This window comes from Agromyces sp. Y182 (genome assembly GCF_059445385.1).
Window position 1 is genome coordinate 1,049,007 of record NZ_JCAIUF010000001.1, and the last position, 24,975, is coordinate 1,073,981.

19 protein-coding genes and 1 pseudogene are annotated in these 24,975 nt (G+C 68.4%); 4 read left to right on the forward strand and 16 right to left on the reverse strand.

Features of this window, described 5'->3' with window-relative positions:
• Window positions 1-6: 6 nt before the first annotated feature.
• The 14 genes and pseudogenes from AC1C2R_RS04895 to AC1C2R_RS04960 all read right to left on the reverse strand — a co-directional run bounded on the left by AC1C2R_RS04895 (window position 7) and on the right by AC1C2R_RS04960 (window position 18,675).
• Window positions 7-1,623: a xylulokinase gene (locus AC1C2R_RS04895; RefSeq protein WP_495379174.1), complete on the reverse strand. Its 1,617-nt coding sequence runs from the start codon at window positions 1,621-1,623 to the stop codon at window positions 7-9.
• A 128-nt stretch (window positions 1,624-1,751) separates the two neighbouring features.
• Window positions 1,752-2,465: pseudogene (locus AC1C2R_RS04900) on the reverse strand (L-ribulose-5-phosphate 4-epimerase); the annotation flags it as partial.
• Between the two features lie 458 nt (window positions 2,466-2,923).
• Complete coding sequence (locus AC1C2R_RS04905) at window positions 2,924-4,042, reverse strand: substrate-binding domain-containing protein (RefSeq protein WP_495351403.1); 1,119 nt, start codon at window positions 4,040-4,042, stop codon at window positions 2,924-2,926.
• A 77-nt stretch (window positions 4,043-4,119) separates the two neighbouring features.
• Complete coding sequence (gene mmsB, locus AC1C2R_RS04910; RefSeq protein ID WP_495351404.1) at window positions 4,120-5,475, reverse strand: multiple monosaccharide ABC transporter permease; 1,356 nt, start codon at window positions 5,473-5,475, stop codon at window positions 4,120-4,122.
• Window positions 5,472-7,016 (reverse strand): multiple monosaccharide ABC transporter ATP-binding protein, encoded by a 1,545-nt coding sequence (gene mmsA / locus AC1C2R_RS04915; RefSeq protein WP_495379175.1) that lies wholly within the window; start codon window positions 7,014-7,016, stop codon window positions 5,472-5,474. The genes mmsB and mmsA overlap by 4 nt, the downstream gene beginning before the upstream one ends.
• Window positions 7,017-7,217: 201 nt before the next feature.
• The gene (locus AC1C2R_RS04920; protein ID WP_495380372.1) at window positions 7,218-8,306 is read right to left on the reverse strand and encodes a LacI family DNA-binding transcriptional regulator; all 1,089 of its coding nucleotides are present in this window, start codon (window positions 8,304-8,306) and stop codon (window positions 7,218-7,220) included.
• 128 nt (window positions 8,307-8,434) lie between these two features.
• The gene (locus tag AC1C2R_RS04925; RefSeq protein ID WP_495379176.1) at window positions 8,435-9,916 is read right to left on the reverse strand and encodes an MFS transporter; all 1,482 of its coding nucleotides are present in this window, start codon (window positions 9,914-9,916) and stop codon (window positions 8,435-8,437) included.
• A 56-nt stretch (window positions 9,917-9,972) separates the two neighbouring features.
• On the reverse strand, window positions 9,973-11,349 hold the full coding sequence (locus AC1C2R_RS04930; RefSeq protein ID WP_495379177.1) for a phytase: 1,377 nt from the start codon (window positions 11,347-11,349) through the stop codon (window positions 9,973-9,975).
• Window positions 11,350-11,428: 79 nt separating this feature from the next.
• Entirely contained in the window at window positions 11,429-12,259 is an 831-nt protein-coding gene (locus AC1C2R_RS04935) for an aldo/keto reductase (protein WP_495379178.1), read from the reverse strand.
• Between the two features lie 109 nt (window positions 12,260-12,368).
• Entirely contained in the window at window positions 12,369-13,325 is a 957-nt protein-coding gene (locus AC1C2R_RS04940; RefSeq protein WP_495379179.1) for a cyclase family protein, read from the reverse strand.
• A complete protein-coding gene (locus tag AC1C2R_RS04945; protein ID WP_495379180.1) occupies window positions 13,322-14,767 on the reverse strand; it encodes an APC family permease in 1,446 nt (481 codons plus the stop codon). Before AC1C2R_RS04945 ends, AC1C2R_RS04940 begins: the two co-directional genes overlap by 4 nt.
• Before the next feature lie 177 nt (window positions 14,768-14,944).
• Window positions 14,945-15,736, reverse strand: coding sequence for a slipin family protein (locus AC1C2R_RS04950; RefSeq protein ID WP_495379181.1), 792 nt, complete (start codon window positions 15,734-15,736; stop codon window positions 14,945-14,947).
• A 337-nt stretch (window positions 15,737-16,073) separates the two neighbouring features.
• Window positions 16,074-17,255 (reverse strand): cystathionine gamma-synthase, encoded by a 1,182-nt coding sequence (locus AC1C2R_RS04955; protein WP_495351412.1) that lies wholly within the window; start codon window positions 17,253-17,255, stop codon window positions 16,074-16,076.
• 52 nt (window positions 17,256-17,307) lie between these two features.
• Window positions 17,308-18,675 (reverse strand): cystathionine beta-synthase, encoded by a 1,368-nt coding sequence (locus AC1C2R_RS04960; RefSeq protein WP_495351413.1) that lies wholly within the window; start codon window positions 18,673-18,675, stop codon window positions 17,308-17,310.
• A gap of 237 nt (window positions 18,676-18,912) precedes the next feature.
• On the opposite strand from AC1C2R_RS04960, the gene AC1C2R_RS04965 reads away from it, so the two are divergent.
• Both AC1C2R_RS04965 and AC1C2R_RS04970 read left to right on the forward strand, forming a co-directional pair.
• Window positions 18,913-19,596, forward strand: a complete 684-nt coding sequence (locus AC1C2R_RS04965) for a thioredoxin-like domain-containing protein (RefSeq protein WP_495379182.1) — start codon at window positions 18,913-18,915, stop codon at window positions 19,594-19,596.
• Window positions 19,593-20,306 carry a DUF305 domain-containing protein gene (locus tag AC1C2R_RS04970; protein ID WP_495379183.1) on the forward strand — a complete coding sequence of 238 codons (714 nt, stop codon included), beginning with the start codon at window positions 19,593-19,595 and terminating at the stop codon, window positions 20,304-20,306. The genes AC1C2R_RS04965 and AC1C2R_RS04970 overlap by 4 nt, the downstream gene beginning before the upstream one ends.
• 37 nt (window positions 20,307-20,343) lie before the next feature.
• Here the strand turns inward: AC1C2R_RS04970 and AC1C2R_RS04975 are convergent, their stop codons facing one another.
• Window positions 20,344-20,898, reverse strand: coding sequence for a CGNR zinc finger domain-containing protein (locus tag AC1C2R_RS04975; protein ID WP_495379184.1), 555 nt, complete (start codon window positions 20,896-20,898; stop codon window positions 20,344-20,346).
• Window positions 20,899-20,924: 26 nt separating this feature from the next.
• Here AC1C2R_RS04975 and AC1C2R_RS04980 point away from each other — a divergent pair, with 26 nt between their 5' ends.
• Complete coding sequence (locus AC1C2R_RS04980) at window positions 20,925-21,587, forward strand: LysE family translocator (protein WP_495379185.1); 663 nt, start codon at window positions 20,925-20,927, stop codon at window positions 21,585-21,587.
• Between the two features lie 42 nt (window positions 21,588-21,629).
• Here the strand turns inward: AC1C2R_RS04980 and AC1C2R_RS04985 are convergent, their stop codons facing one another.
• Window positions 21,630-23,744 carry an ABC transporter ATP-binding protein gene (locus AC1C2R_RS04985; protein WP_495379186.1) on the reverse strand — a complete coding sequence of 705 codons (2,115 nt, stop codon included), beginning with the start codon at window positions 23,742-23,744 and terminating at the stop codon, window positions 21,630-21,632.
• Window positions 23,745-24,094: 350 nt separating this feature from the next.
• On the opposite strand from AC1C2R_RS04985, the gene AC1C2R_RS04990 reads away from it, so the two are divergent.
• Window positions 24,095-24,946, forward strand: a complete 852-nt coding sequence (locus AC1C2R_RS04990; RefSeq protein WP_495379187.1) for an endonuclease domain-containing protein — start codon at window positions 24,095-24,097, stop codon at window positions 24,944-24,946.
• Window positions 24,947-24,975: the final 29 nt, after the last annotated feature.

The following is a 24,975-nucleotide window of genomic DNA, read 5'->3' on the forward strand; positions in this document are numbered from 1 at the left end:
GCCGGGTCAGAGTGCTTCGACGGCGGCGGCCTCGGCCGAGAGGCCAGCCCGGTAACGGTCGAGGAACACCGCGAAGCCGGCCACGTCCTCTTCGACGGGCGTCACGGTGTCGAACTCGGCCCGGGCGAAGACGCTCTCGGCGAGGTAGGCGCCGAGGTCGGCGTCGGGCGCAGCCGAGAGATAGGAAGCGAGCACGGCGATGCCCCATGCACCGCCTTCCGAGGCGGTCTCGCCGACGGCGACCGGGGCGTCGAGTGCGCCGGCGAGCAACCGCTGAGCGACACCGGCGGTACGGAAGATGCCACCGTGAGCGAACATCCGCTCGATGGCGACGTCTTCACCGGCGAGCACGCGCATGCCGAGGCTGAGAGTTCCGAAGACGCCGTACAGCTGCGCGCGCATGAAGTTGGCGAGCGTGAGCCGACTGTCGGGAGTGCGGACGACGAGGGGTCGGCCCTCCGTGAGCCCGGCGATCGGCTCCCCGGCCAGGTGGTTGTAGGCGAGCACCCCACCTGCGTCGGCCTCGCCATCGAGCGCCTCCCGGAAGAGCACCTCGAAGACGGCGTCGGTGTCGGCTTCAGCCCCGGATGCCGCGGCGAACCGGGTGAACAGGCCGACCCAGGCCGCCAACTCGCTCGCGCCGTTGTTGCAGTGCACCATGGCGACGGGATCGCCCGCCGGGGTCGTGACCACGTCGAGTTCGTGGTGCGCGTGCTGGAGTGGTCGCTCCAGCACGACCATTGCGAAGATGCTCGTGCCTGCGCTGACATTGCCCGTCCGCGGCGCAACCGAACACGTCGCGACCATGCCAGTGCCGGCATCGCCCTCAGGAGGGCACAGCGGCGCACCCGGCTGCAGGCTTCCCGAGGAGTCGAGGAGTGCCGCGCCCTCGGCGGTGAGCCGTCCGGCCTCACGTCCGGCGACGAGTACCTCCGGCAGCAGTTCGGCGACGCGCATGCCGGGCGCCCGCTCGGCGACGAGTTCGTCGAAGTTCGCGAGGAGCCGCCCGTCGTAGTCGAGCGCCCCGGAATCGATCGGGAACATCCCGGATGCATCGCCGACGCCGATCGCCTTCCGGCCAGTGAGCCGCCAGTGCACGTATCCGGCGAGAGTGGTGAGGAAGCTGATCGCGGGAACGTGCGGCTCCTCGTCGAGGATCGCCTGGTGCAGGTGGGCGATCGACCACCGCAGCGGAACGTTGACGCCGAACCGCTCGCTCAGCTCGGCGGCCGCCGGCCCGGTCGACGTGTTGCGCCACGTACGGAACGGCACGAGCAGATCGTCGTTCGAATCGAACGCGAGGTAGCCGTGCATCATCGCCGAGATGCCGATGGCGCCGAAGGTCTGCGGCACCACGTCGTAACGGGCTCGCGCGTCGGCGACGAGGTCTGCGTACGCCGCCTGCAAGCCCGACCAGACGTCTTCGAGCGAATAGGTCCAGACGCGGTCGACGAAGCGGTTCTCCCACTCGTGGCTCCCGGTGGCGAGCACGACGGCCGGATCCTCGCCGACCAGGCACGCCTTGATGCGGGTCGAACCGAGCTCGATGCCGAGCGAGGTGCGTCCCTCGAGGATCGCCGCGGCTGCATCGGCACGGGCCCGCTGGTTCGTCGGCTCGGCCATCAGCGCGCATCCCCCGCCTGCGCGGCTGTGCCGATCTGCCCGGCTCCGCCTTCTGGACGGGCATCCCCGGTCTGCCCGGCTCCGCCTTCTGGACGGGCATCCCCGGTCTGCCCGGCTGCGCCTTCTGGACGGGCATCCCCGGTCTGCCCGTACACGTTCTGGTAGCGGTCGTAGAGGCGGTCGATCGCGTCCTGCGGAATCGGGATGAGCGGCCCCGCCTCGCGGGCGAAGTGCACGCTGCGCGCGACATCCTCGACCATGACGGCGGCCTTGACTGCACTCTTGGCATCGGCGCCGATCGTGAACGGCCCGTGGTTCGCCATGAGCACCGCGGGTGAACGGTGCCCCGTCAGGGTCTCGACGATGCCGCGGCCGATCGAGTCGTCGCCGATGATCGCGAACGGGCCGACCGGCACCGGCCCGCCGAACTCGTCGGCCATCGCCGTGATGACGCACGGGATCTCTTCACCTCGCGCAGCCCACGCGACGGCGAAGGTCGAGTGGGTGTGCACGACGCCGCCGACCTCCGGCATGTGTCGGTACACGTAGGCGTGCGCCGCAGTATCGCTCGAGGGGCTGCGGTCGGAGCCGGGCGTGCCCGGAATCACGTTGCCGTCGAGGTCGCACAGGATCATGTTCTCGGGTGCGAGCTCGTCGTACGAAACGCCTGAGGGCTTGATCACGAAGAGGTCGGCGCCCGGCACCCGGCCAGAGACGTTGCCGCCCGTCCAGACGACGAGTCCGTAGCGGGTCAATTCGCCGTGCAGCCCGGAGACGTCGTCGCGAATCCGCGCAATCGAGGCCTGGACCTCGGGCGCGAACTCGGGCGCCGTGCCGCTCATAGAGACTCCTTCGTCGATTACGTTAGCGCTAACGAAGCCCTATGTTAGCGCTCACGACGACCGCTGCAAAACCTCGGCTCACGATGCCGGGGTCCGACTCAGGCGAGCGGATGTCGCGGCATCCGCTCGCCCTGCCGCCGTGCACAACTCCGGACCACGGATGCCTCGCCCGGCGGGTCGTGAGCCGTTGACGGCGTGTCGGCACGCCTGCTCCGGAGTTGTGCACGGTCGCTCCGGGCCCGCGTCCAGGCGAACCGCCACCACGCAGCACCCGCACCCGCCGCAACATCCGTGACCCGCCGCAGCACCCGCACCCGCCGCAACATCCGTGACCCGCCGCAGCAACCGCCACCACGCAACATCCGTGACCCGCCGCAGCAACCGCCACCACGCAACATCCGTGACCCGCACGAAGGCCCCCGGTCCCGAGGAACCGAGGGCCGACGTGCGTGGGGTGACTAGCCCGCCGCGTTCACGATCTCGAGGAGGTTCGGGTTGTTGGCGTATGCCTCAGCCGCGTTCTCCTTCGTCACGATGACCGGCGCGAGCAGGTAGGCGGGAACGATCTTCACGCCGTTGTCGTACTGCTCGGTGTCGTTGACCTCGACCTCTTCGCCCTTCTGGAGCTGCTGGATCATCTTGATCGTCTGCTCCACGAGGAGGGTCGTGTCCTTGTTGATGGTCGAGAACTGCTCCCCGGCCATGATCGACTTGACCGACTCGACCTCGGAGTCCTGACCGGTGACCGTGATGGTCGCGATGTCCTTGCCGGCCTGATTCACCGACGTGATGATCGCGCGAGCGAGCGTGTCGTTCGGCGAGAGCACACCGTCGATGGCGGCGGTCCCGTACGTCGAGGTCAGGATCGAGTCCATGCGGCTCTGAGCGTTCTCGGCTTCCCAGCCCTGCGTCGCCGTCTGAGCGATGTCGGTCTGGCCCGAGGCGACGACGAGGGTGCCGTCGTCGATCTTCGGCTGGAGAACCTCCATGGCGCCGTTGAAGAACACGGCGGCGTTGGCGTCATCGGGCGAGCCCGAGAACAGTTCGATGTTCCACGGAGCCCCGTGGCCCGAGCGCTGCTCGAGACCGTCGAGGAGCGCCTCGCCCTGCAGCTGGCCGACCTTGAAGTTGTCGAACGCGACGTAGTAGTCGACGTTCGGCGTGTTCTCGATCAGACGGTCGTAGGCGATGATCGTGACGCCGGCGTCGGCAGCCTGCTGCAGCTGCGTTCCGAGCTGCTTGCCGTCCTTCGCACCGATGACGATGACCTTCGCACCGTTGGTGACCATGGCCGAGATCTGGTTCTGCTGCTCGGCGACGGTGTTCGAGGCGGGCGCGTACTGCACGTCGCCCTTGAAGCCGGCCTCTTTCAGGCCGTCTTCGAACAGACCGCCGGCCAGTACCCAGTTCTCCGACGTCTTGTCGGGCAGTGCCACACCGATCGTCGAATCGGCTGCGAAACCGGCAGCGTCGGATGCTTCGCCCGTGTCGCCGCCACGGTCGCCACTCGCGCAACCCGCGAGGGCGAGTGCAGCGACCGCAGCGAGGGCGGTAGCCGCAAGAGTGATTTTCTTCATTGATCATTCACTTTCTGATTGGGATTGTCGGACTTCTCTTGGATGGTGACGAATGAGCGGATGCCGCGGCGGCGGCCTCAGCGCCGTGAAAGGTCCTCGGGCCGCGACGACACGTTGGACGGCCCGGTCGGAGCGACCGTCGGCGCCTCGTCCGGCGCCTGCGTCTCGAGCCGCGCCTTGCGCCGCGTCGACCAGATGCCGAGGATCGACGGGCGGCCCTGGCGCTTGCTCCAGACGTCGACCGCGACGGCGAGGAGGAGTACGAGCCCCTTGATGATCTGCACGACGTCGGCGCCGGCACCGATGAGTTGCAGGCCGTTGTTGAGGAACGCCATCACGAGACCACCGACGATCGAGCCGATCACGGTGCCGATGCCGCCCGAGACGGCCGCGCCGCCGATGAAGACCGCGGCGATCGCGTCGAGCTCCCAGCCGTTGCCGTCTTGCGGGCCCGAGGCCGTCGAACGGGCGACGAAGATCATGCCCGCGAGTGCAGCGAGCACCGACATGTTCATCATGACGAAGAAGTCGACGCGTCGGTCCTTGACGCCCGAGAGCGTCGCGGCGAGGCGGTTGCCACCGACCGCGTAGATGTGACGGCCGAAGATCGTGTTGCGCGTGATGAAGGAGTACAGGATGACGAGCACCACGAGGATGATGCCCGAGATCGGGAAGCTCGTACCGGGGCGCCCGGTGGCGAACAGCCAGGCCGCCCAAAGCAAGATGCCTGCGAGCACGATGACCTTCACGACGCTCACCCAGACGGGCGCCGAGTCGGAGCCCAGCTTCTTCTGCACACGGCGCATGTGGATCTCGTTCCAGACGATCCAGCCGGCACCGATGACGCCGAGCAGCATCGTCAGCACGTTGAAGTTCAGGGGCAACGCGAGCTCGGGCAGGTAACCGGCACCGATCTGGCCGAACTCCGGCGGCACGGGCGTCGTCGTCGACTGCCCGATGAACTGGTTGCCGCCACGGAAGATGAGCATGCCGGCCAGGGTCACGATGAACGCCGGCACACCGACGAACGCGACCCAGAAGCCCTGCCAGGCGCCGATCGCCGCGCCGACGGCGATGCCGAGCAGAATCGCGAGCGGCCACGGGAAGTTCCACTCCGCCATCGACTTCGCCACGATGATGCCCGTGAAGGCGGCGACCGACCCGACCGAGAGGTCGATGTGGCCCATGATGATGACCATCACCATGCCGATCGCGAGGATCAGGATGTAGGAGTACTGGTTGACGACGTTGATGAGGTTCGTCGGCGAGAGCGTCAGCCCGCCCGTCCAGATCTGGAAGATCACGATGATGAGGATGAGGCTGCCGAGGATGCCGAACTGGCGGAGGCTCGACTGGCCGCCTCCGAAGATCTTGCGGATGTCGGAGAGCCCGCCCTTCTTCTGGGCGGCCGGGTCGTTCGCCGTCGTGCTCATGCGTTCGCCTTCTTCTTCGTGGAGGTCATGCTGCGCATGAGCGCCTCGGGGTTTGCTTCGGATGCGGGGATGTTGTCGGTGATCTGACCTTCGAACACCGTGTAGATGCGGTCGGCGATGCCGAGCAGTTCGGGCAGCTCGCTCGAGATGAGGATCACGCCCTTGCCTTGCGCGGCGAGCGCCTGGATGATCGTGTAGATCTCGTACTTGGCGCCGACGTCGATGCCGCGCGTCGGTTCATCGAGGATCAGCAGGTCGGGGTCGGTGAACATCCACTTCGCGAGCACGACCTTCTGCTGGTTGCCGCCCGAGAGCTTCGACACGCCGGCGTCGACGCTCGGCGTCTTGATGCGCAACTGCTTGCGGTAGTCCTCGGCGATGCCGAACTCCTGCGAATCATCGATCACGCCTCGCTTGGCGATCTTCGAGAGCTTCGCGGCGACGATCGAGCGCTTGACCGTGTCGAGCAGGTTCAGGCCGAGTTGCTTGCGGTCTTCGCTGACGTACGCGAGGCCGTGGTTGATCGCCGACTCGACGTCTTTCAGCACGATCTCCTTGCCGTCTTTCACGATCGTGCCAGCGAGGTAGTTGCCGTAGGAACGGCCGAAGATGCTCATCGCGAGTTCGGTGCGACCGGCGCCCATGAGCCCGGCGAGCCCGACGATCTCGCCGCGGCGTACGTTCAGGTTCGATCCCTTGGCGACGAGCCGTTCGGGCACCTGCGGGTGCTGGATCGTCCAGTCCCTGACCTCGAAGAACACCTCGCCGATGTGCGGCGTGCGGTCGGGGAAGCGGCTCTCGAGCGAGCGGCCGACCATGCCGCGGATGATGCGGTCTTCGTCGACCCCGCCGGAACTGACGTCGAGCGTCTCGATCGCGTGGCCATCGCGAATGATCGTGATCTCGTCGGCGACCTCTTCGATCTCGTTGAGCTTGTGCGAGATCATGATCGAGGTGATGCCCCGGCCCTTGAGGCCGCGGATCAGGTCGAGCAGGTGCTGCGAGTCGTCTTCGTTGAGGGCGGCGGTGGGCTCGTCGAGGATCAGGAGCTTCACGTCTTTCGCGAGCGCCTTGGCGATCTCGACGAGTTGCTGCTTGCCGACGCCGAGGTGCTTGATCTGCGTGTCGGGGTCTTCGGAGAGGCCGACGCGCGCGAGCAGGTCGATGGCTCGCACCTTCGCTGCGCGCCAATCGATGCGACCGCCGTGGTTGATCTCGTTGCCGAGGAAGATGTTCTCGGTGATCGAGAGCTCGGGAATGAGCGCGAGCTCCTGGTGGATGATCGCGATGCCGGCCTGTTCGCTCTGGCGGATGTCCTTGAACGCCACCTCCTCGCCGCGGAAGATGATCTGCCCGGTGTAGGTGCCGTGGGGGTAGACCCCGGAGAGCACCTTCATGAGGGTGGACTTGCCGGCGCCGTTCTCACCGCAGATCGCGTGGATCTCGGCGGGCATGACCGTCAGCGAGACATCCGCGAGCGCCTTGACGCCGGGGAACTCCTTGGTGATGGAGCGCATCTCGAGAATGGGCTGCGGGCTCATCGGAGACCTCCTCTGGCGGCGCCGCGCTGGGCGGCCAGGGGCATGGCGAGCACCGATCCCGTCTCGCGGGGTTCCGCGAGGGGTGTCGTCGGCGACTGGTTCACGTGCGACCTCGATGTCAATCGTTCGGGGCGGTACCTGCGCTCGGCCACGTGTGACCGTTCACATCGACACCAATGCTGCATCTGAGTTTCCTCTCTGTCAAGCCGAGTCAGTCACGCTTGCATAACGGGGGCGCCGACCGGATGCCGCTGCCGACGAGCCTCGCGTGACGAGCCGCGGCACGATCTCCTCGACCTCGAGCATCTCGCGCCCGTGCACCTGGTTCAGAAGCAGCGCCACCGCGCGGCGCCCGACTTCGTGGAAGTCCTGGTGCACCGTCGTGAGCGGCGGCCACACGTGCTGGGCCACTGGAATGTCGTCGAAGCCGACCACGCTGACCTCGCCCGGCACGTCGAGGCCGGCATCGCGGAACGCGTGCATGAGGCCGATCGCCATCACGTCGTTCGCCGCGAACACCGCGGTGAAGTCGAGGTGGCGGCTGAGTTCTCGGCCCGCGAAATACCCGAAGTCGGCGCTCCAATCGCCGAGGATCGGTGGGTGCAGCGTGAGGTCGGCGTCGTCGATCGCGTCGAGGAAACCGCGCATGCGGGCCTCGGCCTCGATCCAGTCCTGCGGGCCGGCCAGGTGCACGATCTCGCGGTGCCCGAGGCTCACGAGGTGCTGCGTGGCACGGCGCGCACCCGTGACCTGATCGACGGAGAGCGCCAGGTGATCGCTGCGCCCAGTGGACTGGAGGCTCACGAACGGCACGCCGATGGGCGACGCGGCGAGCACGTCGAAGACGCGCACCTGCGGGGCGATGACGACGAGCCCCTCGATCGCCTGCAGCATGAGGTGCTCGAGCGCGCCGGCGATGCCCTCGGGGGTGGCATCGGTGAGGTTCGCGGTGTTGACGTAGTACCCGTGCTCGCGCGCCGCGTCTTCGATCGAGGCGATGCTCGTCGCCGGACCGTACTCGCTGCTCCGCGCCGCCAGCACCCCGATCGTGTGCGAACGACTCGTGACGAGCGCCCGCGCAGCGCGGTTCGGGCGGTACTGGAGCGTCTCCATCGCGTGCACCACGCGCTCTTTGGTCTCGGGGCGGATGCTCGGATGGTCGTTCAGCACCCGCGACACCGTCTGGTGCGACACCTCGGCGAGGCGCGCCACATCACGGATGCTGGGCGCCCGCCCTTTGGGAGTCTCAGGTATCAATGTCAGACCGTTCACCCCGATGTGCACGTTCACATCGGCGGCGGTTCCATTATGCACGCGCGCACCGCTTCCCGCGCATTCGGATCGTGTGACAGTCACATGGTGGCGTCGCCCGCGCGGAACTCATCCCGGAGCGTGCACGTCGTCGCCCGGCACGGCACTCATGACACGACGGATGCCTCGGCGCTCGGCCGCACGCGCGACGCGAGCACCACCGCCACGAGTGCGATCACGACGGTCACGGCGAAGTCGGCGGTGAACGCGCCGCCCACGATCGCGCTCGTCACGAGGGCCGTGACGGCGAGCGCGACGGATGCCCCGAGCGACTCGCCGATCGACAGCGCAGCACTGTTGAATCCCTGCGCCGAGACCGGCGAGAGCTTCAACACCGCCACCGAGAATCGCGGATACATGAAGCCCATGGCGCCGCCCGCGAAGGTCCACGCGACGAATGCGATCGCGGGCGTCAGGGTGAATGCCGCGACGAGCAGCACGATCGCCAGCGACACCGTGAGCAGCGCGGCACCGATCTGTACCGCCTGCGTGTTCGACACACGGTCGCCGAGTCGGCCCTGCAGCCACGACGCGGCAGCCCAGCTGACGCCCGCGCCGGTGAGCACCGCCCCGGCGAGGCTGGGTGAGAAGTCGTATCGCTCGATGAAGAGGTACGGCAGGTAGATCTCGGAGCCGAAGAATGCACCGGCGACGATGAGCCGGAGCAGCACGGTGGCCGGCATGCCGCGCGCGGCACGCAATGTGCCGGCGGGCAGCAGCGGTCGCACGGCCACGGCGACGAGCACGATGGCGACGACGGCGATGACCCAGCGCCACGGCTCCCCGACCTCCTTCGAGAGCGAGAGTGCGAGCGCGGCCGCGGCGGTGAGCACCGACCAGCCGACGCGCGCGAGGCTCCAGCGCACCGAGGCGTCGCCCTGCACCTGGTCGCGAACCCGGAGCATCGGCCGCAGCATCATCGCGGCCGCCGGCACCATCAGCACGATCACGCCGAGGAACACCCAGTGCCAGCTGATCGCCTCGGCGACGACGCCCGCGAGCGCCGGCCCGACGATCGAGGGAATGACCCACGCCGCAGCGAAGCCCGCGAAGACCCGCGCCCGCAACACCTCGGGGTAGACCCGACCGACGATGACGTAGAGGGGCACGATGACCGCGGCACCCGCGAGCCCGTGCACGAAGCGCCCGACGATGAACACCTCCATGTTCACGGCGGTGCCCGCGATCACGAGGCCGATCACGAACAGCACCGCCGCCGTGACGAGCGACGGGATCGGCCCCGACCGGTCGGTCCAGTTGCCCGCGAGCACCATGCCGATGATGCCCGCGGCGAGCGGCACCGCGAACGCGAGCGCGAAGAGCGACTCGCCGTCGAGCTGTTCCGCCACGAGCGGCATGATCGTCGTGACCGCCATCGCCTCGAACGCCGCGAGGAAGATCAGCGAGAACATGCCGATCGAGAGCCAGCGGTAGGGCAGCGCCAGCGGCCCACTGGCCGGCACCGGCGATTTGGCAGCGGTGGATGCCTCGGCCGACGCCCCTCGCGAAGCATCGGAATCATCTGCGGTCGAAGTCGGTGTCGGTGTCTCGGCGGTCGGTGTCGGTGTCTCGGCGGTCGGTTCGGTCACTCTGTCGAGCCTACGACTTCAAGCGGACTTGAACTCAAGTCGCGCCACCGTGTCCGCTACCGGAATCGCGGGTCGTTGCGCTCGGCCGTGCTCACCTTCAGGTGCAGCGCCGCCGCGATGTCCTCCCATGCGACATACGAGAAGTTCGTGGCGTCGCGTTCGCGGTCGACGCCGGCACCCGTCTCGGGTTCGTCGTGCGTGACGAGCAGGCCGCGGGTGAAGCCGCCGACGGGACGGTTCGTGACGGCGAGCCCGTCGGACCCGTTGATCTCGTCGGCTCCATCGACCCCATCGATCCTGAATGTGCCGACGAACCGGTTGCGCCCCTGCCGCTCGTAGACCGAGAAGGTGTCGTCGCCCTGGCTCGAGACGATGAGGTAGCCGGTCGCGCCCGGGCCGTAGTAGAGGTCGAGCCCCTCGGCATCGGCTTCGAGTGCCGAACCGCCGAAGCCCTCATCTTCTGGGTCGACCGGCGCGCACTCCTCGGTCTCGGGGTCGTAGACGTCGTGGATGCCGAAGTCCTTCACCCGGTCGATGAGGGTCGGCTCCCCCGAGCCGAACGGCAGCTGCAGGCGCCAGAGACCGACGTCCTCCTGTCCGGCGTAGAGCACGCCGGTGCGCTGGTCGACGGTGAGTCCCTCGAGGTGCGGTTCGATGCCGGGTTCGTCGCACGGCGTCCACGTCGTGCCGTCGGGCAGGGGGAACGACGCGGGCATCACGGTCGTCGTGACATCCGTGTACCCGAGCTGGCCGTCGAGGTCGACGAGACGAGCCGTCGCGAGGGTCGTCGCGCCCTCCTGCGTGACGACGGCGTGAGCCTCGCCCCCGGCTTCCGGCTGCCAGATCGCGAGGCCGTAGGCCGTGTGCTCCTCGTCGACCGTCGCACGGTCGACGCTGAAGAGGAACGGCTGCTCGGCCGCGGTCACCTCGACGAGCGGCGTGGCCGCGGCGTCGCCCGCGGGGTCGATCGCGAAGAAGCGCAGCTGGTCGTTGTACCGGTCCGACACGACGGCGACGTCGACGGTGTCACCGCCCAACTCGATGCCGTACGCGATGTCGACGTTGTTGTAGCGGCCCGCCGCGCCGTCGGCGCGGGGCGCGACGCTCGCGGGCAGCGACTGCAGTTCGCTCGAGTCGAGGTCGTAGACGCGCAGACCACCCTCTTTGGCGGTGACGATCACGATCGACGCGTCGGGGTCGCCCGGGTGCACCCAGATCGCCGGATCGTCGCCGACCGCGTTGCCGCCGAGCTCATCGTCGTAGAGCACCGGCGTCTCGTTGTCGGTCGTGACGACGGCCGGCTCCGGGGCGGCGCCGTGGCCGCCACGAGCCGCGGTCGAGGTGCCCGGGGCCGCCGAGGCGACCGTCGGGGCGGCGAGCAGAAGCACGGTGGCAACGGATGCCGCGACGGCACCCCTCAGCAGTGAGGTCATGCGTCAGAGGCTCACGGATGCAGCGGAACGGCGCATGACCGCACGATGAACGCCGGCGGAACGAGCGTGAGGCTGCGCCTTAGAACTCTTCGTGCGTGTCGGGGTCTGCGCCCCAGATGCGCCCGCGGGAGAGCGACGAGATGGCGTCGACCTCTTCGGTCGTGAGCGTGAACCCGAAGACGTCGAGGTTCTCACGTCGGCGCGCGGCATCCGACGACTTCGGAATCGGCACCGACTCGAGTTCGACGTGCCAGCGCAGCACCGCCTGCGCCGGCGAGACGCCGTGGGCGGCGGCGATCTCGGCGATGACCGGCTCTTCGAGGAGTTCGGTGCGGCGGGCGAGCGGGCTCCAGCTCTCGGTGCGGATCTCGTGCTCGTCGTGGAAGGCGCGCAACTCCTGCTGCGGGAAGTACGGGTGCAGCTCGACCTGGTTGACGACGGGCACGACGCCGGTCTCGTTGATGAGGCGGCTGAGCTGCGCCGGGGTGAAGTTCGAGACGCCGATCGCGCGCACGAGTCCCTTCTCGCGGAGCGAGACCATCGCCCGCCAGCTGTCGACGAACTTGTCGATGCGCGGCAGCGGCCAGTGGATGAGGTACAGGTCGACCCAGTCGAGGTCGAGGCGGGAGCGCGACTCCTCGAAGCTCGCGATGGTCTCGTCGAAACCGTGATGACGGCCCGGAAGCTTCGTCGTGATCACGAGGTCGCTGCGATCGACGTCGGTGCGGCGGATCGCCTCGCCCACGACCTCTTCATTGCCGTAGTTGTACGCCGTGTCGATGAGGCGATAGCCATCGGCGATGGCACCGGTGATGGCGTCGATGCCTGTTTGATCGTTGAGACCGTAGGTGCCGAGCCCGAGTGCCGGGATGGTGTTGCCGTCGCGGAGGGAGTACTCGGGTGCGATCATCTGTCCATCCTCACGCACTCGCGGGATGGTGCCAACACTCCGACCCGGTGGATTCGGTCGATTCGGCCGATTCGCGGCTTCTGAGGGGTGGGAAGGCGCGCCGGCGCCGCTACGACGAGACCGGAAGCTCCGCGAAGGCGCGCACCGGGAAGGTGCCGAAGCCTGCGACCCGAGGTGGCACCGCTGTGAACCGTGCCCCGCGGGGCGGCACGTCGGCCAGCCCTGTGAGGTGCTCCACCACGTGGATGCCCGCCGCGAGCAGGATCGAGTGCGCCGGCCGCTCGCCGCCCGACTCGGTGTCGTCGATGTTGAGCGAGTCGATGCCGACGATCGCGACTCGGGCGTCGGCGAGGTGCTGCGCGCCGGCCTCGGTGAGGAACGGCGACCCTTCGGCGTACTCGGGTCGGCCGAAGTGACGGCTCCAGCCGGTGTGCAGCAGCACGGCCGTGCCGGCGAGGTCACGGTCGAAGAAGACCTCGGCGGGGATGCCGCGCTCGGCGGCATCCGTCAACCTGAACACCTCGGCCGGGATGCCGACGAGCGTCTCGAGCGACAGGCTCGCGAGGTCACCGCCCTCGGCGTAGCGGTGGAAGGGGCTGTCGAGGTAGGTGCCCGTGTTGCCGATCATCGTGATGACGTCCATCGCGAACTCCGTGCCCTGTGCGTAGCGTTCGCGCGACTCCTCGCGCGTGAGATGCGGCGTGATCGTCGGCGCGGGAAGGCCGGGATAGGTCACGAGGCCCGCGCTGATCGTGTGGCTGAGGTCGACGAGCCGGCCGCGCCGCGTGACATCGAGCCGATCGGATGCCGCTGCGCCCGTCTTACTCGCAGGCCCACCTGCATCGGCCACGCCACGAGACCCGCGGTGCGCTTCTTCGACGATCTCGAGGTTGGAGAGTTCGATGCTTCCGACGAGCGCGAGGCCGAGGTGACGCACGAGGAGCTCGGCGATCTCTCCCTCGGTGAGCTCGGCCGACGGCACGTCGAGTCGGAATGCCTCGGCGCGAAGGCCTCCCCCGTTGACGAAGTCGATCTGGGCGTCGAAGCGGGCTCTGTAGTCGGTCACCAGGGTTCCTCTGCGGTCGGGGTCGCAGTCGCGGTTGCAGTCGCGGTTGCGGTCGTGGTCGTGGTCGTGGTCGGCGTGAGCGCGCGCCGCGTCGGCGTGCGCACTCGGCGAACGATCGTCACGATGACGGCGGCGAGCGCGAGCACGAGCGGCACGACGAGGTTCGCCCAGGCGAGCACGAGGAGCCCGGCGGTCATGACGGTCGCGACGACCGCGAGCCACCAGCCGAACGACCAGCGGCGCAGCAGCAGGGTCGCGGCGAGCATGCCCACGGCGTAGATCGCGACCATGTTGCTCGTGTGGATGAGGATGAAGCCGGTGAGGTCGAGGTCGTTGAGCAGCATGAGCCCGAAGTAGACGACGATGAGCACACCCGTGAGCGCGAGGGCACGGCGCGGCACCTCGCCGTCGGCCGCCCCTTTCGCGAAGAACCGTGGCAGGTCGCCGTCGCGCCCGAGCGCGGCACCGAGCTTGCCGAAAGCGGGGAGGTACGCGTTCATCACGCCGACCGTGACGATCGCGGCGATGATCGCGACGAGCACCGGCCCGATGCCGGGCGCGGTCGTCTCGACGAGGTCGAGCAGGGGCACCTGCCCGTTGCCGGCACGATCGCCGAGCACTGCGACGGTGACGAATTGCAGCGCGAGGTAGCCCGCGCCCACCACGACGACGGCGATCGCCGTCGCGAGCGGGATCGTGCGCCGTGGGTTCTTGAACTCGCCGGCGAGGTGGGTGCCGACCTCCCAGCCGGCGAACGCCCAGACGAAGAGGCTGATCGCGATGCCGACCCCTCCCCAGCCGTTGGGCAGGAACGGCTCGAAGTTGGCGGCGTCGACCGCCGGGAACGTGACCGCGACCACACCGACCACGACGGTGATCAAGAGCCCGGTGAGCACGAACTGCACCCAGCCGGCGACGCGGATGCCGAACCAGTTGGCGATGAACGGCGGCACGAAGACCGCGAAGCCGATGATCGGCACTGCCGCACGATCGACGCCGAGCACGGCGACGACGTACTCGCCGCCGAGGATCGCAAGCACCGGCGCACCCACGCACACGCCGAAGAAGAACCAGTAGCCCGCCATGCGTGCTGCGGTGCCGCCGAGCGCACGTCGCACGTAACTGGCGACCCCGCCCGCGTCGGGGTAGCGCGAGGCGAGCGCCGCGAAGGTGCCGGCGAGCGGGATGGAGAGCACGAGCACCGCAGCCACAGCGACGATCGACGCGGGGCCGGCGGCCGCGGCTGCGAGCCCTGGGAGCACGAGAATGCCCGTGCCCAGCACGCTCGCGATGTACAGCGCGGTGCCCTGCACGAGCCCGAGGGTGCCGCGGTGCGCCTGCGGGGCGGAAGCGGCGCCGGCCGGCTCGCCGGCCGACGTACCGACGGCAGCTGCGACGGGGGCTGCGGTGCCGGCCGCCACGGAGGTATCGTTCGAAGTCACCAGCTCATTCTGGAGCATCCCACCGACCGCCATCGCTGGCAGCCCTGACATGCTCCGTCGATAAACTGCCAACGCGGGGAAGTACTCGCGGGATCGTCGTCCGCGCGCCCCAACGAGCCCGCCCGCCACTCGCACACGAGAACTGCGGGCGAGGCGTCGCGCGCCGCGCGCACCGTGTCAGTGCCCGCGCACCTGAGCGACGGCCGCCTCGCGATCGATGAAGTTCGTCAGCTCGCCGATCGAGGTCATGAGCGGTGCCGGGAAGAGCACGAGCGTGTTCTTGTCGACGCCGACTTCGACGAGCGTCTGCAGGGTGCGCAGTTGCAGGGCGAGCGGATGCGCCATCATCGTGTCCGACGCGACCCCGAGCTGCGCGGCGGCAAGCGACTCCCCCTCGGCCGCGATGATCTTCGCCCGCTTCTCGCGCTCGGCCTCGGCCTGCTTGGCCATCGCCCGCTTCATCGAGTCGGGCAGCAGGATGTCCTTCAGCTCGACGAGCGTGACCTCGACGCCCCACTCGACCGTCGTGACATCCAAGATCACCCGGATGTTGGCGTTCAACGTCGCCGTCTCGGCAAGCGTCTCGTCGAGATGGTGCTGGCCGACGACCTTGCGGAGCGTCGTCTGGGCGATCTGGTCGATGGCCGACGTGACGTTCTCGATCGCGATCACCGACTTCACGGGGTCGACGACGCGATAGTAGGCGACGGCCGAGACCCCCACCGTCACGTTGTCCCTCGTGATGATGCCCTGCGACTGGATGGGCAGGGTCACGATGCGCAGTGACACCTTGGTCATCACGTCGACGATCGGAATGATGAAGCGGATGCCGGGATCGCGCACGTTGTGCAGCCGGCCGAATCGCAGCACCACGCCGCGCTCGTACTGCTTCACGATGCGCACCGACATGAAGAAGAGGATGATCGCGGCGATGCCGACGACGATCAGGGTGACGGTGAGAGCAACCATGAGGGCTCATCTCCTGCGGCGCCGGTGACGTGCCGCGCGCCTACCTCTATTCTCCCACTGTTCCACGACCCTTTGCCGCGTGACGGCGCTGTGCAACGCCCGTCACGCCGCAAAAGGTCGTGAGAGTCGCGTGCGAGAGCGGATGCCGCAAAAGGTCGTGAGAGTCGCGTGCGAGAGCGGATGCCGCAAAAGGTCGTGAGAGTCGCGTGCGAGAGCGGATGCCGCAAAAGGTCGTGAGAGTCGCGTGCGAGAGCGGATGCCGCAAAGGTCGTGAGAGTCGCGTGCGAGAGCGGATGCCGCAAAAGGTCGTGGGCGACGCGTGCGAGAGCGGATGCCGCTACAGGCGCGCGAGCGCCCCGTCGATGTCGGCGAGCAGATCGGCGACGTCTTCGATGCCGACCGAGAGACGCACGATCGACTCGGGCACCTCCGCCTCGGTGCCCTTCACCGAGGCGTGCGTCATCGCCGAGGGGTAGTTGACGAGCGACTCGACGCCGCCGAGCGACTCGGCGAGCTGGAACAGCTCGGTCGACTCCGCGAATCGTCGTGCCGCCACGGCACCCCCGGTGAGCGCGATCGACAGCATGCCGCCGAAGCCAGACATCTGCCGGGCGGCGAGCTCGTGTCCGGGATGCGACTCGAGCCCCGGGTAGTACACACGCTCGACACCCGCGTGACCCTCGAGACGCTCCGCGATCGCGAGGGCGTTCCGGCTGTGCCGCTCCATGCGCACGCCCAGTGTCTTGATGCCCCGCGAGGTGAGGAACGCATCGAACGGCCCCGAGACCGCCCCCGCCGCGAACTGGGTGAACGTCACCCGCTCGGGCAGGTCGGCGAACTCGGCTCGACCGGCGCCCGTCTCCGAGCCGAACACGAGCGCGCCGCCGACGACATCGGAGTGGCCGCCGAGGTACTTCGTCGTCGAGTGCACGACGACGTCGGCGCCGAGTGCGAGCGGCTGCTGCAGCGCGGGTGACGCGAACGTGTTGTCGACGACCACGAGCACACCGGCCTCACGACCGAGCTCGGCGAGCGCCGCGACATCCGAGATCTTCATGAGGGGGTTCGACGGCGTTTCGACCCACAGCACCTTCGTGCCGGGCTCGATCGCCCCGCGCACCGCATCGAGGTCGCTCGTGTCGACGGTCGTGTGCCGCACGCCCCATGCGCCGTGGATCTGGCGGATCAGCCGGTGCGTGCCGCCGTACACATCGTTGCCGATGACGACGTGATCGCCGGGCACGAGCACGGTGCGCAGCAGGGCGTCTTCTGCCGCGAGGCCCGACGCGAACGACAGGCCGCGTGCGCCGCCCTCGAGTGCCGCGAGCTGGGTCTCGAGCGCCGTGCGGGTCGGATTGCCGCCGCGCGAATACTCGTAACCGCCGCGCAGGCCGCCTATGCCGTCTTGCACATACGTCGACGTCGCATAGATGGGAGGAATGACCGCGCCGGTCGTCGGGTCGAACTCCTGCCCGGCGTGAATCGCGCGGGTGTCGAAGCGGGCGTCGTCGTGGAGCATGTGCGGTTGGTTCCTTGCGTCGGTTACGGCGGTCAGACCGAGCGTGCGGCCGTCAGGCCGAGAGGTAGCTGAGCAGGTCGGTACGGGTGACGACGCCGAGGGCCTTGCCGCCATCGGTCACGAGCATCGCGGGCGCCGCCCCGAACGCAGAGCGAGCGGATGCCACGGGCTCATTGACCCCGATGAGCGGCAGTGATTCGCCCACCACGCTCGAGACCTTGTCGGTGAGCTTCGCCTGGCCCGAGAACACGAGGTCGAGCAGCGTCTCTTCGTTCAGCGCACCGAGCACCTCGCCGAGCACGACGGGCGGCTCGGCGGTCAGCACGAGCAGCTGCGAGACCCCGGTCTCGGTCATGCGGTCGATCGCCTCACGCACGGTGTCGTTCGGGTGCACGTAGACGAGGGGTGCCGTGCGGTCGGCCTTCGCCGCGAGCAGTTCGGCGATCGTGTGGCCGGCGGGGGCGTTCGAGAAGCCGTAGGCGCGCATCCACTTGTCGTTGAAGATCTTGCCGAGGTAGCCGCGACCCCCGTCGGGCAGCAGCACCACGAACACATCGTCGGGGCCGGCGGATGCCGCGGCCTTGAGCGCCGCGACGACGGCCATGCCGCTCGAGCCGCCGACGAGCACGCCCTCTTCACGAGCGAGCCGGCGGGTCATGTCGAACGACTCCGCGTCGGAGACGGCGATGATCTCGTGCGGCACCGCGGGGTCGTACGCCGACGGCCAGAAATCCTCGCCGACACCCTCGACGAGGTACGGACGGCCGGTGCCGCCCGAGTACACCGAGCCTTCAGGGTCGGCGCCGATGATGCGCACCCGATCTTCGGAAACCTCACGCAGATATCGCCCGGTGCCGGTGATCGTGCCGCCCGTGCCGACGCCGGCGACGAAATGGGTCACCTTGCCCTCGGTGTCGCGCCAGATCTCGGGGCCGGTCGTCTCGTAGTGCGAACGCGGCCCGTTGGGGTTGGAGTACTGGTCGGGCTTGAACGCCCCCGGGATCTCACGGGCGAGCCGGTCGGAGACGCCGTAGTACGACTCGGGGCTGTCGGGCGCGACCGCGGTCGGCGTCACGACGACCTCTGCGCCGTACGCGGTGAGCACGTTGCGCTTGTCTTCGCCGACCTTGTCGGGGCACACGAACACGCAGCGGTAGCCGCGCTGCTGCGCGATGAGCGCGAGCCCCACCCCGGTGTTGCCAGAGGTCGGTTCGACGATCGTGCCGCCGGGCTTCAGCTTGCCCTCGCGTTCGGCCGCGTCGATGATGCGGGCCGCGATGCGGTCTTTCGATGAGCCGCCGGGGTTCAGGTATTCGAGCTTGACCAGCACCGTGGCATCCGTCACTCCCTTCGTGACGTGCTGCAACTTCACGAGAGGAGTGTCACCGACGAGATCGACGATGGATTCTGCGTACTTCATGCTGGTGTCCTAGCTGGTCGGCTCGATCCGCGTCGTGGGCGGACGAGAGCGGCGAACGATCGGGCGTGCGGGGTCGGTCTTGTCGGCGTCAGCGACAACACAGCGCGAGGATCACGAAGCCACTCTATCGGCTCGTACGATCGAGTCGAAGAGACGAGTCGATGCCGCAATCAGGGTGTTCTCCCAGCGTATGCGTTCGTATGATTGAACCGACAACCTTTCGAGAGAGGCCAACGCGTGAGCGCGACCCCGCCCGTTCCCCCCGCAGTCAAGAAGCAGCTGTCGATCAAGCAGCAGCGCGCCGAGGAGCGCGCGCGCAAGCTCGAGGAGTTCCGGAAGCGTGAGGCGCGCACCAAGCGCAACCGCCGCATCGGCATCTGGTCGGCCGTCGTCGGCGGCGTCGCCGTCGTCGGGCTGCTCGTCGCGGCGATCGTGCTGACCCCGCAGCCGGTCTCGTACAGCGCTGGCGGCGATGGCACCGAGATCGAGGGTGTCGAGACGTTCGACAACCCCGCCGGCCACGTCGAGGGCGTCGTCGACTACGCGCAGACCCCGCCCGCGGGCGGCGAGCACAACCAGATGTGGCTGAACTGCGGCGTCTACGAGCAGCCGGTGCCGAACGAGAATGCCGTGCACTCGCTCGAGCACGGCGCGATCTGGGTGACCTACGACTCCGAGCTGCCCGCCGGCGAGCTCGACGCGCTGAAGAAGCTCCTCCCCTCGACCTACGTCGTGCTTTCACCCTTCGAAGGCCTGCCCTCCCCGATCGTGTTGAGCGGCTGGAACACGCAGCTCGCACTCGACAGCGCCGACGATGCGCGCATCCCCGCCTTCTTCGAGGAGTTCTGGAAGAGCCAGAACGTGCCCGAGCCCGGTGCGGCCTGCACGGGCGCATACGACGCGCCCGGCAGGGTGTCGTGACCGCCGGCGAGACTGCTGGTGGGTCCGCCGGCCCCGAGCCGCGTCGCGGCGGACGGGTCGCGGTCATCGTCGTGGCATCCATCGCCGTCGTCGTCGTCGCGATCGCGGCATTCTCGATCGGCCGGCTCTCGACGCTCGCCGAGCCGACGCCGACCGACAGGAGCGCCGAAGCGGGGTTCGCCCGCGACATGCAGGTGCACCACCTGCAGGGCGTCGAGCTCGCGATGATCGTGCGCGACGGGACCGACGACGCCGAAGTGCGCCTGCTCGGCTACGACATCGCGACGACGCAGGCCCAGCAGGCCGGGCAGATGTACGGCTGGCTCGCCGCATGGGGCCTCTCGCAAGCCGGCAGCGAACCGTCGATGACGTGGATGACCCGGCCCGCCGCCGACGGCGCGACCGGGCATGGCGAGCACACCGCCGATGCCGGCGACTCGGCCGCCCACGCACCGGGCGCGCCGATGCCCGGCCTCGCGACGCCCGCCCAGGTCGAGGAACTGCGCGGACTCACCGGGGTCGAAGCCGAACGACGCTTCCTCGAGCTCATGATCGCCCACCACCAGGGCGCGGTCGAGATGGCGGATGCCGCGCTCGCGCGCTCCTCGAACGACGTCGTCGTCGCGCTCGCACGCTCGATCGTCGACAGCCAGACCGCGGAGATCGAGCTCATGACCGGGATGCTCGCGGATCGATCGCCGGCCGGGTAGCGGGCGTCGTTCGACGTCACCGTCGAGAACTCAGCGCTCAGTGGGCGCGGGCAGCGGGCTTCGCCGAACGCGCACGATGCCTGCGGACGGCATCTCGATTCGCGCAGCGCACCGAGCAGTAGCGTTGGCGGCCGTTGCGGGTCACGTCGACCACGACGTTGCTGCACGGGTCGCCCGCAGTGCGTCCCGCTGCGCATCTGCTCAACCGCTGCATGCCGCGGGTACTGAGGTGTAGCGCGGTTCCGACGCTGATCACGGCAACCATGACCTCCGGAAGCGGCTGATCGAGATCGCGATAGTGCAGGTGCCAGCCTTCGCCGTCGTGGTCGGTCAGGCGCGGGTATGCGGCGGCAACGGCCATCTGGGCATTCAGGAGTCGTGAGCGATTCTGGGAATCAGGTTCATCGACGACCGAGAGCCATTCGTCGACGACACGCCGGGTCAGCGAATGGTCGTCATCGGCGACGGGGAAGTCCATGGTCATGCCGAACTCGCGCGTGCGGTCGACGATGCCATCGCGATCTTCCGGCCAGTCATTGGCCAGGGATGCAGCGAGCAGTACGGCGTACTCGCCGTAAGGGTTGAGATGCATAACGCCATTACATCATCGTTGACGCCATGATGCTCTTCGGAAGTGCCGTCTCCCTGGTGGCGGCGGGCGGCATGGCACTGACCGCCCTCGGAATGGTCCTCACACCCGGCCCGAACATGGTGTACCTCGTCTCGCGAAGCGTGAGCCAAGGGAGGCGGGCGGGAATGGTCTCACTCGGAGGCACCGCAGCCGGCTTTCTGATCTACCTGACGATGGCGAACCTCGGGCTCGCGATCGTGTTCGTCGCCGTGCCATGGCTGTACACCGGCCTGAAGATCGCCGGAGTCCTCTATCTGATCCACCTCGCGTGGCAAGCGCTCAAACCAGGCGGACACGGCCCGTTCGAGGTGCGCCCCCTGCATCGGGATTCTCCCGCGACGTTGTTCCGGGTCGGCCTGCTCACCAACCTCTTGAACCCGAAGACCGCCGTCATGTATCTCGCGCTCATCCCCCAGTTCATCGACCCGAGCCGCGACGGAACGACCGCGCAGGGCTTCATCCTCGGTGCGATCCAGATCGTCGTGAGCATGGCGGTGAACGCAGTGATCATCTTCGGCGCAGGCTCCATCTCGGGCTTCCTCTCCCAGCGGCCGAGCTGGACGAAATGGCAGCGGCGCGTCACCGGCTCGATGCTCGGAGCAGTGGCAGTTCTCCTGGCGCGAGAAGTACCCGAGCGAGCACAGGCCTGACCCGGCCGGGTCGGCCGGCTCGCTTCGGCCGGCCGGATCGACTCAGTTCTCCAGCACCGGCCGTTCCTCCTGCTGGCGGTACAGCGAGGCGTAGACGCCTTCGACGCCGACGAGTTCGGCGTGCGTGCCCTGCTCGACGATGCGGCCGGCGACGACCACGAAGATCACGTCGGCGCCCACCACCGTCGAGAGGCGGTGGGCGATCGCGATGGTCGTTCGACCGCGAGCGGCGTCGTCGAGCGCCTGCTGCACGACCCGCTCCGAGATCGTGTCGAGCGCGCTCGTCGCCTCGTCGAGCACGAGCACCGCCGGATCTTTCAGCAGCACCCGCGCGATCGCGATGCGCTGCTTCTCGCCGCCGGAGAGGCGGTAACCGCGTTCGCCCACCACGGTGTCATAGCCGTCGGGGAACGAGGCGATCGTCTCGTGGATGTTCGCGGCGCGCGCCGCGGCCTCGAGTTCGGCATCAGAAGCATCCGGTTTCGCATACCTCAGGTTCTCGCCGATCGTCGCGTGGAAGAGGTAGGTCTCCTGACTGACGATGCCGATGTGCGAGATGAGCGATTCCTGCACGAGATCGCGCACGTCGACACCGGCGAAGCGCACGGCACCGGCGGATGCCTCGTACAGCCGTGGCACGAGATACGACACCGTCGTCTTGCCCGCGCCCGAGGGACCCACGAATGCTGCGAACTGGCCTGGCTCGATCGTGAAGCTCACCCGATCGAGCGTGGGGCGGGAGTCGTCGTCGGCGTCGGGGTAGCGGAACGAGACCTCGTCGAACTCCACGCGTCCGAGCATCCCGCCCGCATCCGTCGGTCGAGTAGCGCCCGACGCACCCGCATCCGTCGGTCGAGTAGCGCCCGACGCACCCGCATCCGTCGGTCGAGTAGCGCCCGACGCGCCCGCATCCGTCGGTCGAGTAGCGCCCGACGCGCCCGCATCCGTCGGTCGAGTAGCGCCCGACGAAGGAGGACGCGTATCGAGACCCCCCGCCGAGAGCACGATCGCATCGGGCTTGTCGGTGATCGCCGGCTTCAGGTCGAGGTACTCGAAGATTCGGGCGAACAGCGCACTCGAGGTCTGCAGGTCGAGCGCGACCCTCATGAGCCCCATGAGCGGGAACAGCAGGCGCGCCTGCACGGTCGTGAATGCGACGATCGTGCCCGCCGTGACATCCGCGACGCCGCCGGTGACGAGCCAGCCCGCGACCAGGTAGACGATCGCGGGAATCGACGACATGAAGATGTTGACCATCGCGAAGAACCACTGGCCCGTCATCTGCTGCCTGACCTGCAACTGGATCTGGTTCTGGTTCTCGTCGGCGTAACGCTCGATCTCGCTCTTCTGCCGAGTGAAGCTCTTCGACAGCAGGATGCCGGATACCGATAGCGTCTCTTGCGTGATCGCCGTCATCTCCGACAGCGACTCCTGCGTCTTGCCCGCGATGCGCGCCCGCACCTGGCCGACTCGGCGCTGGGCGATGACCATGAACGGCATCAGCACGAGCGCGATGATCGTGAGCTGCCAGTTGAGGATCAGCATCGCGATGAACGCCGAGATCACCGTGACCGTGTTGCCGAGCACGCTCGAGACGGTGTTCGTCAGCACGCCGGCGACGCCGCCGACATCGTTCTGCAGCCGCGACTGGATGACGCCCGTCTTCGTGCGGGTGAAGAAGCTGAGCTCCATCGCCTGCAGATGCGTGAAGAGCCGCACGCGCAGCGCACCCATGACCTTGTTGCCGATCGTCGCGGTCAGCCACGTCTGCCAGACCCCGAGCAGGGCCGAGACGATGTACACCGCGATCATCGCGACGACGAGCCACATGAGCACCGGCAGGTTCGGTCCGGATACCTCGCCGCTCGCGTCGACCGGGAACAGTCCATCGTCGAACGCTCGCTGGGTCAGCAGCGGCGGGATGATGGCGAGCCCCGCTCCGATGAGCACGAGCACGACCGTCGTGATGAGTGCGGGTTTGTGCGGGGCGAACAATTCGGAGATCCGGCGCAGCAGGTGCGGCACCCGCGGGGCCTCGGCATTCGCGACGCGCTGGGCCTGTTCATCGCCAGAGAACACGCGGCGCGAGCCGCCGCCTCCACCTCCGCCGCCGCGACCTCCGCCGCCGCCGCGAGGCGCTCCCCCGTGCATACTCATTTGTTCACCCTATTCCGCTCCCTCCCCCTCGAGCCCTCTCCCCTCCCCCTCGCACTCGAGCCCTCTCCCCCTCGCCCTCCCTCCCCCCTCGCCCTTCAGCAATTCAGGAGGGGAGGGGTGTCGCGCGCCATCCACCGCCGATTCGGCGAGCGACACGCCCTCCCGTCCTGAATTGCTGCGCGGGAGTGAGGGACTGCTGCGCGGGAGCGAGGGACTGCTGCGTGGGAGTGAGGGATTGCTGCGCGGGGAGGACGACCAACCCGCCCTCCACAGCGATGCCGTGCGGCGAGACATCCACAGGTCGCCGTCTTCGAACCATGGATGCCTCGGCGCCGCGCTACTCAAGAGTGATGAATCCCATTCCACTCGTGCGTCGGCTCGGCGGTGTCGCGGAAACCCGCGAGCTCATCGCGCTCGGAATCGAGCCGCACGCACTGACTGCGGCGGTGCGCCGCGGCGGTCTCCTGCGTGTGCGTCGTGGGTGGTACGCGCTCCCCGAGACGAACACCCAGCTCCGGCAGGCGATTCGGGTCGGTGGCAGGCTCGCCTGCGTCTCGGCAGCGGCCCACTACGGCTGGGCGACACCGGAGCACCACGGGCTGCACGTCTGCGTCCCCGAGAACAGTTCGAGGCTCAGATCGCCAGCGAGCATCGGCGCGAGTGCCGCGCCCGCGCTCGTGGTGCATTGGACGTCTCCACTGGCGGCTGTCGCCCGTCCGCGCCTCGTGACGGATCGCTTCGAGACCGTGACCCAGATCGTGAGTTGTCTGCCGCCCGAGTTCGCCATCGCCGCGTTGGACTCATTCCTGCACGACGACCCCGTCGGCAGCCGCGATCTCGAGAGCTGGTTGAGCACCTTGCCGGCCTGGCTGGTTCGCGAGCTTCCCGCCAGAAACGCGCTCTGTCACAGCTTTCTCGAGACGATCGGGCGCATCAGGCTCGAACAGGCCGGTATCACCGGCCAGCATCAGGTCGACTTCCCCGGCATCGGACGGGTCGACCTCGTCATCGGCGATCGGCTCGTCATCGAATGGGACGGCGGTACGCACCGAACTGCCGCGCAGCAAGACGAGGACTGCCGCAGAGACGCCCTACTCGCGACCATGGGGTATCGGACGCGTTTCTCCTATCGCCTTGTCATGGACGAATGGCACGTGGTGCTCGCGGCCGTGCGGGCCGCGCTCGCCGCCCCGGCGCTCTGAGCCGGGATTCGCCCGCAGGCGGGCCCTGC

Coding starts and splice junctions, on each gene's coding strand:
- AC1C2R_RS04895 (WP_495379174.1), bottom strand. CDS start 1,623: ATGGCCGAGCCGACGAACCAGCGGGCCCGTGCCGATGCAGCCGCGGCG.
- AC1C2R_RS04905 (WP_495351403.1), bottom strand. CDS start 4,042: ATGAAGAAAATCACTCTTGCGGCTACCGCCCTCGCTGCGGTCGCTGCA.
- mmsB (WP_495351404.1), bottom strand. CDS start 5,475: ATGAGCACGACGGCGAACGACCCGGCCGCCCAGAAGAAGGGCGGGCTC.
- mmsA (WP_495379175.1), bottom strand. CDS start 7,016: ATGAGCCCGCAGCCCATTCTCGAGATGCGCTCCATCACCAAGGAGTTC.
- AC1C2R_RS04930 (WP_495379177.1), bottom strand. CDS start 11,349: ATGACCTCACTGCTGAGGGGTGCCGTCGCGGCATCCGTTGCCACCGTG.
- AC1C2R_RS04935 (WP_495379178.1), bottom strand. CDS start 12,259: ATGATCGCACCCGAGTACTCCCTCCGCGACGGCAACACCATCCCGGCA.
- AC1C2R_RS04950 (WP_495379181.1), bottom strand. CDS start 15,736: ATGGTTGCTCTCACCGTCACCCTGATCGTCGTCGGCATCGCCGCGATC.
- AC1C2R_RS04955 (WP_495351412.1), bottom strand. CDS start 17,255: ATGCTCCACGACGACGCCCGCTTCGACACCCGCGCGATTCACGCCGGG.
- AC1C2R_RS04960 (WP_495351413.1), bottom strand. CDS start 18,675: ATGAAGTACGCAGAATCCATCGTCGATCTCGTCGGTGACACTCCTCTC.
- AC1C2R_RS04975 (WP_495379184.1), bottom strand. CDS start 20,898: ATGCATCTCAACCCTTACGGCGAGTACGCCGTACTGCTCGCTGCATCC.
- AC1C2R_RS04980 (WP_495379185.1), top strand. CDS start 20,925: ATGATGCTCTTCGGAAGTGCCGTCTCCCTGGTGGCGGCGGGCGGCATG.
- AC1C2R_RS04985 (WP_495379186.1), bottom strand. CDS start 23,744: ATGAGTATGCACGGGGGAGCGCCTCGCGGCGGCGGCGGAGGTCGCGGC.
- AC1C2R_RS04990 (WP_495379187.1), top strand. CDS start 24,095: ATGAATCCCATTCCACTCGTGCGTCGGCTCGGCGGTGTCGCGGAAACC.